Origin of the sequence: Microcoleus sp. D3_18_C4 (genome assembly GCF_036702355.1) — a bacterium.
In the GTDB taxonomy this organism is placed as follows: Bacteria; Cyanobacteriota; Cyanobacteriia; order Cyanobacteriales; family Microcoleaceae; genus Microcoleus.
In genome coordinates, this window is the sequence record NZ_JAUBTF010000072.1 from 1 (window position 1) to 14,405 (window position 14,405).

Below are 14,405 nucleotides of genomic sequence, written 5' to 3' on the forward strand. Positions count from 1 at the left end.
AATTCCGAAGTATTGATAGAGAAGGAATATCTATTGCGCTCGCAAGCTATATTACTATTAGCCACATCTACGATTGCACAGCTATCAATCCGAGTATATTTACTCATACAATTGTAACTATCCGTACAAATGCGATAGCTCTAGAGCGTCAATCTAGACTATGATAACAAGTTGTAGTTAGTACACTTTAAAAAGTCGGCTACTGACAATTTATTGAGTTAACACCATTCAATTGATAAAAACTTCTCCCAGCTATCAGTAGGTTCTGTCGCTGGGAGAAATCGCTGGAAAGTCGGTTTATTCAACTAACGCAGGTATCTTGATTAATTCGATTTCAAACCTTCGCTGCATTCGCCGTTATTCTTTAGGCACAGTAGGCTTTGGTTGGATGTCAAAAATAATCACAAATGTGCGGGTTTTCACTAACCGCTGCAAAACCCGTAGATGATCGTCTGCATCGTTTCTCTTACGAAATCGTGCCACAATAACACGCTGACAATTAGGAAGCAGGCTAATGATACACCACGGGTGCAATTTTTCAGAGTAGGTCATTTTAGTACCTCAGCAGTAAAAGTAACAGATTGTGCTCTTGTTTCATTGCTTGCCAAGACAGTAATTGAATAATCTTGTCAAAGACAGGTCACGGTGACATTGATATTTGACAAGGTTTGTGCTAAGACAAGCTCCAATTATTTTTTGATGCTGAAAAAGCTTGATGTATAGCAGCCAACAAAACTGTTAGAACAAGTCAGCAGTATATGATTGCGACAACGTATACAGTCGTTGCCCTAAACAGTCTTTCCGTTATACGCGCCACTATTAATCCAGGCTATTCTCTTCGCAAGGCGGACACAGGAAAGCCACCAATGTCTCTGGAATTTCCTCAAAATGCTCCAGCAAAAAATCCATTAAAGCCAAATGACGCAAATCGACAGCAGTAGGAAATCTGCGATTTTTACCCGTTTTAAACCAACGCCGCACTGTAGAATCTGAACGAGAACAAATAAAAGCGATTTCCTCATAACTCACTCCCCACTTTGCATAAAACTGCCTCGGTGTCATTCGCAATTGGCATTGACTGTAAACTGCAATCAAATTGCGTTCTCTATCGGTCAGATTCTGCTGCTTTTTTATCATTCTCAAACTTCTCCAAATCTTCCTCCCAGGCAGTATCAAACTGACACCACGTTGCACTTTTGGAATCAGGAGTAAGGCAAATGATGTAACACCACATCCAACAGCATTGACATTGTTCGTAGTTGTAAAATTTGCCGATAACCATTCCTCTGTCAGCTTCTTCGCTAACACCCGTCCAGCGCACCATTTCGCCACAGTTAAAGCGCGGGGGATGAATTTTGGCGAAGTTGGCAGGCAATTCAATTGCAGGCGGCATATCCTTCAAATGTTTTAGTGGCAAAATTGAAATCAAATCTCGCTTTCCTTTTGGGATTGACATGAGTTTTTAACTGTGCATCTATTGCACCTGATTTGTTTTGATAAATTTTCAGACCAATTTCTCGATAGAGAAATTGCAGAGCGACATTTCTTTAAATCAATCAATGAAAATCTCTAATATTAGAGCCTGCATTAATTGCAAGCGGATGCAAGCACAATCGTCTGATATTCACGCACTTCAAAGATATGATGGGAGGCTAGGTAGCATCGATTGCTGAGCGCGCGACAACTGACAGATATGCCAACAGAGATGAAGCGTTTGGAAAGACGATATCCTCTATCACACAAATCTCTAATTTAACTTGTGAGGGATTGGAATCTTTCAAGTTTTTACCGGATACCTGTCGGAGTTATTATTTATTGGCTTGAGATATGTTTATTGGCGATCGCTCGCAGCATTACTTGCTTTGAAGAGCGCCAACTGCGCCCCCCACAGAACTCCTGCGATAGGGGTATTGCGGTCTTTCGAGGCAATATAGTCTGAGACCGCACGCATAGGTGAGCGCGATCGTTCCATCCGCGAATTCCCCTCGATATCGCGTTTGAAAAGTATTTTTTCGGCGAGCCGGCGCCGCGAGCGTCTAATACTGTACTGAGACGCGGCCGGACTCAGATGAGTCTTTTACATGAGGGTAAAGGCTGTGAAGTCCTTAGCAGAGTAGGCTCTGCGGAACAGACGATCCTTTTCAGGTCGCGCTGGGACTAAACGAATCGCACTTTTTGGCAGCGTTCTCACCTTGCTCCTCAATCCGCCAGCTCCAAACGGCGATCGCAAGTGTGGAAGATCGCACCCGAAAGCAACGATTCCACCATCACTCGAGCGCCTGAGACAGCTTTAACCACATATTTTTGAACCTCACCAACAAACCGCACAAGCGCGCCCACCTTCAATGAGTGTCCTGCGTTCGCAGCTTCATCAATTGGTGGCACACTTCCCGATATCTTTATATCTTTATCCGACCCTGTGCCGCCAGGAACCCCTTCCAAACAGGGAGCCGCGGCTTCTGCCAAAGAGATGGCCTTCTCATCCCGCTGCTGCCAAGCTGCAAAAATCGCCGACCTGCCGTCGTTGGGGAACTGGAACTGGTAAACTCGAATGCGCTTGGGCCTGCCCAAAGCATCTCGTTCCTCCGACCTTTCTTGGCGAACCAGCCGCAGGGTAAAGCCCAGCTTCCCCTTCAAAACATACTGAACCACCTCCATTGGGTGGGCATTAGGGTGGACGTTGATACCCAGAAAATCTTTCACGTCCGCAGAATACTGCTTGACCCTTTGAGCAAAGGCTATCACCTCCGGGTCAGTCCCTCGATACTCCCTGTCTGAGTCAAAGAACTCCATCAGCCCCAACTTCTTGAGAGCTTCCACAGAAGCTTTCAGGAAGCGCAAATCTTGCGGGCAAACCTTCCCTTGACCCCTTTCTTGATGGCCTGCCAAGTGATTTTTATCTCGTTTCTTGACAAACTCTGGGTCATGGGTCAAATAGTAATGCAGGCGAATTTGAGGCAGCCAGCCGTCGTCGTCCTTCAATTTCAGCTCGGGCGTCACCGACACACCATAAGTCTCTTGCAGTTGGTACTTGCGTTCTTGATTGAGTTCGCCGGGAGTCTTGGAGCGCTTGTCCTTCAACTTCAGATACTCAGACAGAGTAATATCAGGAGCACCAGCAACAGCATCCGCTTCTACCCTGCGGTTCTCTTGCTGAATTGACTCAGCCTCTTCCTTAACCAGAGCAGCTCCGACATTTCGGAGAGTTAATTCATTTAACTGAGCATCAACCTCCCGGGCAAGCTGCTGCAATAGCTTCCAGTTTTTGACCGCGCTGGCTGCTATTTGCTGCGTTAATCCCTCTAAAAGGAGTTGTTCTAGCTGATTTTCTCGGCACAGTTTTACCTGAAACCCTTCAGCTTTTAAGCTGTACCTAATCGCCTCCCTGTAATGCCACATTCCGGCATTGATTCTAGCAGCCATTTTTGCCCAAGTCCGCAGGTGAACCGGGTCGTGGGCCGCGTCGATGTCGAAGTCAACGCTTTGCAGCAAGCGGATGTTGGTTTTGATAACCTTCTGCTGGGAAGCGAGGAGAGCTCGGTAAGAAGCGTTGCCGTTGCCAATTTTGCCAATGCCAAAGGGCGCTGTCCAGACAAAGATTGGAACATTTTCATCCCTGACGCGAGCGAGACCTTGCAAGGCATCGTTGACGGCAATTGCTCCTTTGAAAATGCCGAATACGGCTGTAAAATAACCGCGAATGTCGATGCTAACTCCTGTGCCAATGGTGGGGCTAGCGATGATGATGTCGTAGTTTTGAATGGTGGCATTAAGTTTCTCAACGCAGCCATAAGCGGGGTGGTTGGGGTCGGCTACTGACTCGCTATCAATCCTGAGAATGCGCTTGTCGGGAAATCGTTTTTGCAGTTGTGTTTCTAGATTGCGACACGACCATTTTCCTTTGACTTTTTGGGAGTCTTCAACAACCATAATGTGGGGCCTGTTTCGATCGATCGGGCAGCAGAGGGCGCGACTTTCAAGGTCGCAGCCGGTGACTTCTCGCGACAGAATTTGCTCCATTTGAGCGAATAGTGGTGCGGGACTTTGAGTGGCGTAGAAGATCGCGTCCCGCTCTTTTTTAGGTTTCCATTGGTTGACGGCAATCCAAGGTTCGAGAGGGATGCCAGCAAGCGCCTTCAAGTAGTCGATCGCGCAATCAGATAAATCAGCATCCTGGGCAACGATTAAGCCGCCGGTGGTTAAGACGGTGCGAATGAGTTCTTGCAGGGTTTGCAAGATGGCGACGCGGTTTTCGCGGCAGGTGCTGGAGTTCAAGGCGTGCCAGATGACTTGTTCGCACTCATCAATGAGGACGATCGCCCCAGACCAGTTTTCGGGGTTGAAACGGGCCATTGAGTGGGGGTGGAGGCTGTCTACACACAAGCCGTACCCGAATAATTTGCCTTCCGGCGAGTTCTTGGTTTCGTCGATGTAGTTGATTCCCAACCCAGCGCAGATGGCGCGGCCGAGCTGAATCCTGTGGGTGATGACTAGCACGCGGCGTTCGCCCGTGTTGAGGGCGTGGGAAACCAGGTGGGCGAGGGAGCGGGTTTTGCCGGTGCCTTTGGGGGATTTGATGCAGGCTAACCCGGACTCTGGATAGGGGAGTTCTCCCAGATAGCGAGAATTTAGCGTTAAAGACGCGGGATAGGTTAAAAGCCATGATTCCCTATCCTGCCAAAATTGGAAGCCTCGTGCTGCGTTTTTGAGGGCAATGAGCGCATCCTCGCCTCTGGCTACCACGAAATCGTCGATGCCTTTCTCCGGTCCTGGCAGAGTGATGACGCTGACAGAGCATTTGGCGGCGGTGAACAGGCGGCCGAGTTTGTCAATCTCGCGGTTGACGTTGAGGACGGTAGAGCGCTTGCTGTCGCGATCGAAGCCGATGTAGATTTCCCGCCCTGGGGTGGCGAAGTGTTGGAGTTCGGGGATGAGATAGGGGTTGCACTTCTCCCCTAGCGCGTTCTTGGTTCTGACGCCCATCGTGACGCCGGGGAGGGCAATGGCCGCGTAGCCCATTGTGAGCAGGCAGGCGGCTTTTTTTACGCCTTCGACGATGGTGACGGGGATGTTGTTGAGCCAAACCCATTCCCAGAATTGAGGCGGGTTTGTGGGGTTGCGGAGGGGCACAGGGGCAGAGGGGAGATTTTCGTCTCCCGTCTCCCCCGTTCCTGTGCTCCCCATCTCTAAGTCCTCTGGATTTTCAGGGTTGATGGGGACGCCGTGGCGTTCTGCAACTTTTGCCCAGATGTGGTCTGGGACTTGCAGGAAGAAGGCTCTGGTGGGGGTTTTGGGGGGGTGTTCGTATTTGACGGGCTTGGTTTTACCGTTTGGGTCGAAGCTGTTGCGGGGCTGATAGGGTTTGAAGCAGCCCCAATACATGGGCTGCCAGTTGTTGAGGGGGTCAAGGCCCGAACACCACCAACCACCGTGCTCGATGTGGCTGTAGTGTTTTCTGGCCCACCGCCATTGTGCGTCGGGGTGGACTCTGCCGGAGGCGGCGTTAATTTCGTAGAGGAGGTAGGCGTAGGGGGCGTCGCCACTAAGAGTTTGCACGTTGAGGGCGAAGATGGCGGAGTCTACGCCGCTTTCTTGCCATTCAGTGAGGGCGGACTTAGACAAGACCATAACGCACCCCCATGTTGGCTGTGTTGACCTTCTGGCCTAGTAGCAATGCGAAAGGCACTCCAAGTTGCACCCGAATCTGGCTACCGCCAGAGCGCCTCATGAACGGGTCAGATGGGGTTAAGTGGACTATGAGTCTCTGTGAGGACTGATTTTGAAGGTCAATGCCTGTGCTATCTCGATAAATCTTCACCGGGCTATTCCTTGAGTGGGGAACATCCCTTTGTCTCATGTTCTGAAAATCGCTGCTTGCACGCCGATCAAAGATAATTAATTAATTAAGATAATCCAGGCGTAGTAAAGTTCTGAAACGCTTGCTGTAAAACGGTTTCAAATTTGAAAGGTAGCTAGATCCGGGTGTTTTGGTAGCTAGATCCGGGTGTTTTGGTAGCTAGATCCGGGTGTGTCCGTAGTAAAGTCGTAAGCCTTGCCTGATAATAGTTTGAAGGTGATTTTGAGGTCATTTTTGCCTTACTACGCAAAACTCCAGCCTTACTACGCTTGGGGCTGGAGTTCGAGTTAAAGGGATGGGAAGCTAGATTGACAGTTCCGGTAGCACTTTAGGCAAGATTTTTCTGAGGTGGGCGGCGGTTTTGGGGCTAATTGGCTTGCCGCGCTGAAGCTGTGAGACTAGCTGCTGAGATATGCCCAGCTTTTCGGCGATGGCTCTTTGCTTCGTCCAACCCTTTGCTTCACAAGCCTTCTGTATCGGTTCCCACTCTAACGGGGCAGCAGATGCTGATTTCCGTTTCCGGGGCAAAGATGCTGATTTTTTAGCAGCTATCAAGGCAGGAATTTTACCGGGAGGCTTGATGGTGACGCCAGCTTCTAGCAGTAAATCAATAATTCTTTTTTTGCAATCTTTGGGTTTACCTGTTGTACTTCCAGGACGCAACCATTCTGGGTAGGTTTCAGAGTCATATATAATCTGCCAATCTAACTCAATCAATCGCATTAAAGCTTTACCCCACCGCTCCTTTATATCTTGAGCTTTGTATTTAACAGACCGCATTAATTCAATTTGATTTTTCGGCATCACCATCTCTAGGACGGTCTTAACCGTGTATTTTCCATTTGTATGAATGGCGCTTTCTGTTGTTATATTGATGGCAATTAAAAATGCTAGCTCATCATGATAGGGGTTCATTTTTAGCGTCGATTCTGAAATCCAACCAAACTCATATAAGGCCACTGGAGGCTTGGCATTCTTGCCAGGTTTATTAAAGAAAAACTCAGTCCATCTACCCGCCCGAATGAAGGCTACTATTTCTGTTGGTTCATCAATTTCATTTGTGAAAATGTTACGCTGCCCGTAGCGCTCCACAGCAACGTCCCAAATGAGGGAATTCATATCGCATCCTAGCTTCCCGATATTCCATTTAATGGTAGCGTCCAGCCTTCTCAGAAGCTTCAGGCATTGCTCTATCCTGAGTAACTTCTGGGAAGTGGTCATATCTTTACGCTCACCCCAACCCATTAAGTCTATGAGGTTAGTGCCACCATTTTTCCCAGTTCCAGCTAGCTTAATTTCAGTTCTCCAAGGCACAGCTTGTTGAAAAACATAGGCAGATAGTAAACAGTGGAGTTTGGCAGTATCTTTCCCCAAATTGCCAAATTCCTCAATAATTCCCCAGGCGGCCTTGCCTGTAAAGTAAAAATATTCTTTAGTAACTGGGTCTTTATCCTTTAAGGCTAACTTAACAAAACCCGTGTTGTAATTATCTCGAAAAAACACATTTTTATGGGCATCTTCTTGCCAATCCCAAATTCGTAATAAGGACTTGCAAGCCGTTCTAGGAGGGGCTGAGGTGAGTATTTGAGTGATTGTGGTGCTGATAAATACCTGGGGTTCGGTTGCGGGAACTGTTTTTGAAGCCAGCCCCAGCATAGCGGTTAACTCATCTAGTGTCCGATTGGATAAATCGAGTGGCTCTAGAAAAATTAAAGCTGAATCAAGTGCCACGTTTTTCCATAAATTTTCCTCGGTTCTACCTGCCTCAAGCCAGAGGGTCAGATGATTTAATATCTCCTCTGCTTTTGTCAAGTAGAAAGCATCATCAACTATCTGCTCTTTGAGAAATTTTTCGAGTTCATCAACACACTTAGGACTAAAGCCTTCTAATGTTTCATCCCTTTTAGTAATTTCGGTATGAATCCCCATTGCTACATTCAAGGCCAAAGTTTCTAAAAAATTCCCTTGGCGTAGCTTCTTGGCGTACTCTTGAATGCGCTCGCCATCTATCGTGGTGGTGGTGGTAGTATATAACTCCATAGCCTAGCCTCTTCATGCCAATAATAGTTACAGGTTTGATAGACAAATATCTCACTTGCTTTATCGAACCGTTTTGTAAGGAGTAACCCGAACTTTCCGTACTACCACGCCCTGTATCCCCAAAGCATTTGCGTTCCAGTGGTGGCGAGAAATAATATGTTTTTTCACTAACTTCACGATCGAAAGCTCTCCTATATACTGTCCCAATCCGCTCGTTACTACAGTTTACCATAACGCTATTATTTTAACATTTTACAGTAATACTTTCCTGCTCTATCGCTGTTAATTTCTGCCTAAAACTAAGAACTGTTGATACAAGCTATTGTCAAAGATCGCTCATCCCCTAACCCACAAACAGCCTTCGCACAGAGGGACGTTATGCTTCCGGTTTTTCCACTAATTTCTCCTGCAAAGCACATCTCTAAGCGCGTAGCATCGGCATAGTCATAGTTATTAGCATAGGGCGGCGAGGTAATGATTAAATCAGCAAAATCATCCGGTACGCCAAGACAATTCCGAGCATCAGAGCGAACGCTCTTAGCAGTATTAGCTGCTGTTTTTCCTGCAATTCTCATGTCTTGAACCTGGGTTTGAACCATTAGCTCAAAAGCTGACATCGGCTACAATACAGATTTTTTGGTTGGGTTAGGTAAGATGTACTGCCAAGGGGCAGTTCCAACGCAGAAAACATGGCAGAGAATGGCTATAATTGTCAGCCATACCAACTCGGATTGAGGAGAATCGTCAGCTAATTGTTTCCAAGCCTGCCACAATCGATTTAAGCCTTCAAGGGAGCGATCGCTTAAACAAGAACGAATCAAAGCCGGATAATTATCTACACAGCCCGACAAATTTTCGGCACGTATTTTGACATTTCTTATATGCTCTAAATAAAGAGCGGGGTCAGTTCGATATAACAACTTGGCTGAAGCAATCCTAGCAACGAAGGGATGAGCTTCTACTCCCAAGCATTCAACCCCCATTTTCTCAGCAGCAAGCAGCGTCGTCCCCGCACCGGCAAATGGATCGAAGACAGTCGCACTCCCCCGTTCCAAGGCTCTAGCAATAACGGTTTCGACCCAAGAGGCCGAGAAACCCGCACGCTCATCTCGCACCAGCGGTGAACGGGCAACTTGATGTTGTCTGTAAAGGTTGAAAAGGTGCTGTTGCCCTCTTGAGAGAGAGGGGGCGGCGCTAGCGGCAGAACTTCCCCAAGAGGCAGCTTTAATTGTTTGACCATCAAAATTTATGCTCGTTCACTCAATTGCAGCGATCGCCGCTGCGCCTGCAAGGTTTTGGAGCCCACCGCTCATCATTAGTACGCTCGCCGAACGGACTGGTAAATTATCCATCTTTTTGCACCCCTAATGAGGGTAATCTGGTCTGGAAACAGAAATTATCAGGCCGGCTATGGACTTAGAACACGCTACTAATTCCTTTGGAGAAATAGCTTCGACGCGCGACCTAGTGGCAGAGCTGTTAGCTGCCAAGCGCTCTGTCAACACTAGGCGTGCTTATGAGAAAGACTTGTACGATTTCTTTGCGACAATGACGGGGCAGGAACCTCACCCGGCATTGGTGCGCGAGTTCCTACGGCTGAACCGCTTCGCCGCTGTCGCGGTGGTTCTCAAATATAAAGCCAAACTAATCGACAAGGGACTTAAGGAAGCGACGATTAATCGGCGGCTGGCGGCTATCAAAAGTTTGGTGAATTTTGCTCGGAAGGTGGGCGAGTGCGAGTGGAGTTTGGTAGATGTTGAAGGAGAGAAGGTGGTTCCTTACCGGGATACTACAGGGTTTGGCCGAGTTGCTTCTGAGAATGTGGCGGCGATGCAGTCGGTGTTGTCCATTCCTGACAGGAGTACACCCCAGGGAAAGCGCGACTATGCAGTTCTCCGGCTGCTGTGGGACAATGCGTTGCGCCGGGGGGAGCTCGGCGGAGCCAATATAGGCGACTTTGACCCGCTAGCCCGAACTCTGAACATTTACGGCAAAGGTAGGGGAACTCAAGCGCAGCTAATTGACTTGCATAGCGCGACGGCAGATGCGATTTCTGATTGGCTGAGCGTGCGGGGAGCTGCAATGCCCCTCGATCCTTTATTTATTGCTTTGACAAAGCGGGAATATGGGTTGAGGTTGAGCGGGTACGCTATTTACAAGCTTGTTTTCTCAACTTGCTCCGCTGCGGGAATTCCTAAAAGAATCAGCCCGCACAGAATACGCCACGCTGCAATTACGACGCTGTTAGATGCAAGCAACGGCAATACGCGAATGGCGCAGAAGTTGAGCCGCCATACCAGCTCGAACGTCCTTAATTGCTACGATGATAATCGGCAGAGCTTGCAGCGGGAAGCGTCGGGGCTGCTGGCTGGTTTGGTACGCTAAGTTGAGATTTATATGTTCGGATAATAATCGAATACAAGACTATGGGGAAACTTACCGAAACTGTTAACTTTCGTCTGACACTCTAAGATTAGTTGGGTGCGACTGGCTGAACCTTTACCAGTTACAGCAGTGCATAACTGCGTTATTAGCAGGCAAGCTGATAGAAGGGATGCGGGGCAAGTCAACGAGCGACGGTTGCAGGTAATGCAGCAAAGCAGTTAGACTAAAATTCAGGAGGCGCTTGTCACCCCCTGAACAAAATAAGATTGAGGAGATTCAGGGAGCGAGAGTTAAGAAAGTAATTTGCTCTGAACAAACCCCGACGAATCTGCGCCAAGTCGTAACTTTTAAAAATCACCCAAGGAAAATCAACGAAGCCATTGCCGATGGGGAGAAAATCAGTAGCGGGGTACAAAGCCTTGACATAACGCTCCAGTAACATACGAAACCTGTGACTCACAGGCGAGTTTTCACTCTCTTCTGTAAATGAGCGCCGGAGAGTTTCATCTGCAACCAAGAAATGTAGGGGAACAGCGAAATACTGGTCGCTGAAATTGCTAGAGTCGCTAAGTTGCTGCGTAATCTCCTCATTTTGCTTGAGCTTTTGGATGAAATCAAGAGCGAAGTAAATTTCATTTTTTATATCTTGTGGGTAATTTTTGCGCCAGATATTTTCCAAAGCATTTATGAATTCTGGCGTCGCGTATTTACTGACTTGGGAATAAGGATCGAACCTGTAAAGGGAGGTCACTGTGTTATTATTCATTGGGACGAGCAACAGCGAACCATCCACATAAAAAACCTGCGGGCTGAGTTCGATATCCAACAAGTCAGCCATGCAAGAGCATTGGTCAAATAAGAAATCAACGCCTAACTCCAATAGAGACGGTAAGCTAATTTTTTTCCTTGTCTGTTCGTAGGAAACAGAAGAATTGGGTGAGCAAGTAGACTTCTGTAGGAAGAATTTCGCAGACTCAAAAAAACAAGGCAAATGTTCGAGAGCAAGTTTAACATCTCGATCTTCTGGATGTAGACGCTGATGGCTCCGCAGCCGCTGCATGAGAGACTTGATACGGGTACTAAACGTCTCGCCACCCGAATACATCCCTTTTCCGCCAATGGGAATCATTGCTGTGCTGCGTCCGCAGAGATATCCTGCACCCGTAATTCTCGTCATTATCGCTGTTCGCAAGACGAGCAAGGAACCTATCAGATTTGCGACGCGAGTGATCTGACTTTGTTGCTTGCTGGGTACATTGGTGAATACTTTTTCAACAATGTACACCGTCACTTTCTTAGGTTCGCGATCGTTATTTTTTCCCTCGGCAAAATCGCCCCGACCTCGATAGATGGTCTGAATAATTTCCATCAGGTTGTTTTCTATCTGAAACCTAGGTAGCTCGACGATTATGTGTTTTGCATGAGGAAAGGAAATGCCGCGAGAAGCTGATGATGTCATAAATACTACTCTAACCTGGTCTTTACATTCAAGGCGGCTTTCCTTGTCTGGATCTGAAAGGGAATGTATTTCCAGATAAGCCTTATTTTTATCGAATCGAGGCTGCCTCTTTTTGACCAAATCTATTAATTGTATCAGACGTTGCTTGTCCTGAATGTAAACCAGTAATTGGTCTGAATTTTGCTCAGAGACGTGGTGGATTATTTCGGTTACTAGGGAATCGTCCCGCGCTGACTGACCCAGTTTATTTTTAAGGGAGCCATCCTCATTAATTTTACAAGTCTCGAAGAAAACTTTGTAAGTGAGTTCAATAAGTCTTGCTGGATATGAGTTGGCGTTAATTATGGTGGAATCAATAATTCCTCGCCGTGCTGACTCATCAGTAAACGACTGAAAACTAAGCTCCAGTGGCTCTCGCTCATTCTCAACAGGAGAACAGTAAATCTTAGCCGGCTCCGCTTCCCTTGTACCGAGGTGCGGCTTAACAACTTCAACACCTATTAGGGAAGCGTCAGCAACAATCAGTTTAGTATTAAAACCATGCGATTTATCGAAGAGTTCAAGCTTTTTATCCAGCCATTTCTGCATGGCGTGAAACCACTCAACCCCAGCGCTATCGCCCGTCACTTCGTCAACCATAACAATGATGTTTCTCAGGCGTGAAGATAATTTAATCATTTCCTCTGAAATCACTTCACCCTGATTTGTAACCGAACGGAATAGTCTATGAAAGTTATCTAAGGAGTCTCCGTATTTATTCACTTTACGGAGGGACTGAGTAGAGCAGGTAATCACAATTTTACTCACGCCCTTATTGATGAGAGCGTGACCAGCATCGCACAGGCTCCTAATCACTCCCGTTCCTGATTTTTTATCGTAGCCAAGCGAATTTCCTGAAAGACGACTTATTTCCTGTCTCGCTCTTGTGAGATGCTTTCCCTCATCTCCAACGCCAATAAAAGTTACCCCTGACCAATTAGAAGTATTAGTATCGCCATTAGAATAATATTTGACTGTTGGCAAGCCGTTGTTGGTGGCAATAATAGCGTGGCTGGTATAAATGCAGTACAGGTCATCAGCAAACAAGCGCCGCGATTCAGTTCTAAATTTATTGATTGTGTCTTCGTTAACCGATAGCCGCGGACTGACGTAGAACAGCAGGAAGCCCTCGTTAACGCGATCGCGAAGAAAATCTACCACTGTCGTTGTTTTCCCAATACCCGGATTTCCGGTCAGGAACAGATAGCGACAGGCGGATGACAGTTGTTCGTTTATTATTTGGGCATGAGCATTCCTTAGCGTAATTTTCTGAGGAAGGTTGTATTTTGAAGTAATCGAATCATCTAGAAAATCCGATGGATTGTGAAAATTACTAATTGTTTCAGTGAAAGACACGGTTCTGTCCGCAGTGGTATTCATATCGCACAGCGAGTCAACAAATTCTTTTACGTCCTGCTGTTGGCGATCGCTCTCTTGTTCGCATTCTCCTGCTGTACTGTTTCCAACGCTGACTCCCATTCCACCGGGTGCGTACAATAAACTATCCGCGACACTTCGCTTGATTAAATTGAGCATCTTAACAAGCGTCCGCTTATAACTATCGATTGAATTCTCTGTGTCAGACTTTTCCTGTCTCTTCATGGACTTATATGCGTCGGCGCAACGATCAAGGATATCGAAATCTTCCCGCCCGACATTCAGAGTGCTAATTCCCTGCGTCGTGTAACCGATCGCCGTGACTTGGACAGTTGCATCCTTTGGTATCCTGTTCTCTGATTCGAGAAACTTGACAAAACTAGCGGAGTACGATGCCGCCTGCACCAACTTAACAAAGTCCTTGTCGTAATAAGAAAAAGCTGTCAGGTAATCCTTTATGTCACGCCCAATTATTAATTCTCGATTGCTTCCTTCCTTTGTGTCAATTTTTAAGTGATGATAAACACTTTTGGACATTAAGCGGTGCAGTTCCACTCCGAGAGACTCAAGGATTGATAAAGCACTCGATAAATTCCACAAATCGCAATGTTCTCGTTCATCAGTTGCACCCTGATTTTCCCCTTCGTTCAACTCGCTGCTGTCATTGCTATCAACGGTGAATGCAGACAAATCAACGCAGACGATGCGATATTCCTTTTTTCCGCCTCCCTCCCCCTCTTTCGACATCAGCATTAATGTGTCCGCCTTTAAAAATTCCCCCGTTGTAGCGTATTTATTTATGTATGGGAAAACCTTATCTGGGGTAATGCCCAACTGGGAAAGGATTTGAGAATAGCGGTCATGTTCGTTTTTTTCCAGTGTTCTCATGCTGGTTGCATCCGAAAGACAGCACTGCACGTACAGCAATTCCCAATATCTGCTTGTATTAGAGGAGTACCCGAACGCATCCATCAGTTCGTGCCATAAACCCAAACCGCCAAGATGACCCCGCAGGAGTAACAACTTGCCCCAGGTTGCCCATATTCGCTGACTCTCCGCGTCAATAAATCCCTCTTTCAATTTCATTTGAACGAGGCTATTGACGACTCCTCGATGATTGAGTTTTTTTAAATCATCAATGAATAAACCCATGTGGGCGTATTTCATCCCTGTTTGATGAATCGCCGTCAATATTCCCGCGTTAAATGCTAGCTCGAAAAGATGTCCTTGTGCCTCTCTTATTTCCAT

The 14,405-nt window shown here is 47.0% G+C and carries 8 protein-coding genes; 1 reads left to right on the forward strand and 7 read right to left on the reverse strand.

The genetic code is table 11. From position 1 onward, the window contains the following. Positions 1–819: 819 nt before the first annotated feature. From QUA90_RS25820 to QUA90_RS25845, 6 genes are all read right to left on the reverse strand, one after another. Positions 820–1,137, reverse strand: a complete 318-nt coding sequence (locus tag QUA90_RS25820; RefSeq protein WP_333316113.1) for a helix-turn-helix domain-containing protein — start codon at positions 1,135–1,137, stop codon at positions 820–822. Beyond that, positions 1,106–1,456, reverse strand: a complete 351-nt coding sequence (locus tag QUA90_RS25825) for a hypothetical protein (RefSeq protein WP_333316115.1) — start codon at positions 1,454–1,456, stop codon at positions 1,106–1,108. Before QUA90_RS25825 ends, QUA90_RS25820 begins: the two co-directional genes overlap by 32 nt. 743 nt (positions 1,457–2,199) lie before the next feature. Then, positions 2,200–5,628: a plasmid replication protein, CyRepA1 family gene (locus tag QUA90_RS25830; RefSeq protein ID WP_333316117.1), complete on the reverse strand. Its 3,429-nt coding sequence runs from the start codon at positions 5,626–5,628 to the stop codon at positions 2,200–2,202. A 532-nt stretch (positions 5,629–6,160) separates the two neighbouring features. Next, a complete protein-coding gene (locus QUA90_RS25835; protein WP_333316119.1) occupies positions 6,161–7,897 on the reverse strand; it encodes a helix-turn-helix transcriptional regulator in 1,737 nt (578 codons plus the stop codon). A gap of 299 nt (positions 7,898–8,196) precedes the next feature. Further along, on the reverse strand, positions 8,197–8,496 hold the full coding sequence (locus tag QUA90_RS25840; protein WP_333316121.1) for a hypothetical protein: 300 nt from the start codon (positions 8,494–8,496) through the stop codon (positions 8,197–8,199). Between the two features lie 21 nt (positions 8,497–8,517). Then, the gene (locus QUA90_RS25845; protein WP_333316123.1) at positions 8,518–9,012 is read right to left on the reverse strand and encodes a DNA methyltransferase; all 495 of its coding nucleotides are present in this window, start codon (positions 9,010–9,012) and stop codon (positions 8,518–8,520) included. Positions 9,013–9,307: 295 nt separating this feature from the next. Here QUA90_RS25845 and QUA90_RS25850 point away from each other — a divergent pair, with 295 nt between their 5' ends. Next, the gene (locus QUA90_RS25850; protein WP_333316125.1) at positions 9,308–10,282 is read left to right on the forward strand and encodes a tyrosine-type recombinase/integrase; all 975 of its coding nucleotides are present in this window, start codon (positions 9,308–9,310) and stop codon (positions 10,280–10,282) included. A 244-nt stretch (positions 10,283–10,526) separates the two neighbouring features. Here QUA90_RS25850 and QUA90_RS25855 read toward each other — a convergent pair whose 3' ends face one another. After that, positions 10,527–14,405, reverse strand: a complete 3,879-nt coding sequence (locus QUA90_RS25855; protein WP_333316127.1) for a hypothetical protein — start codon at positions 14,403–14,405, stop codon at positions 10,527–10,529.

Excerpts from the sequence above, each read along its gene's own strand:
- QUA90_RS25820 (WP_333316113.1), bottom strand. The coding sequence starts at position 1,137 with ATGATAAAAAAGCAGCAGAATCTGACCGATAGAGAACGCAATTTGATT.
- QUA90_RS25825 (WP_333316115.1), bottom strand. The coding sequence starts at position 1,456 with ATGTCAATCCCAAAAGGAAAGCGAGATTTGATTTCAATTTTGCCACTA.
- QUA90_RS25830 (WP_333316117.1), bottom strand. The coding sequence starts at position 5,628 with ATGGTCTTGTCTAAGTCCGCCCTCACTGAATGGCAAGAAAGCGGCGTA.
- QUA90_RS25835 (WP_333316119.1), bottom strand. The coding sequence starts at position 7,897 with ATGGAGTTATATACTACCACCACCACCACGATAGATGGCGAGCGCATT.
- QUA90_RS25840 (WP_333316121.1), bottom strand. The coding sequence starts at position 8,496 with ATGGTTCAAACCCAGGTTCAAGACATGAGAATTGCAGGAAAAACAGCA.
- QUA90_RS25850 (WP_333316125.1), top strand. The coding sequence starts at position 9,308 with ATGGACTTAGAACACGCTACTAATTCCTTTGGAGAAATAGCTTCGACG.
- QUA90_RS25855 (WP_333316127.1), bottom strand. The coding sequence starts at position 14,405 with ATGGAAATAAGAGAGGCACAAGGACATCTTTTCGAGCTAGCATTTAAC.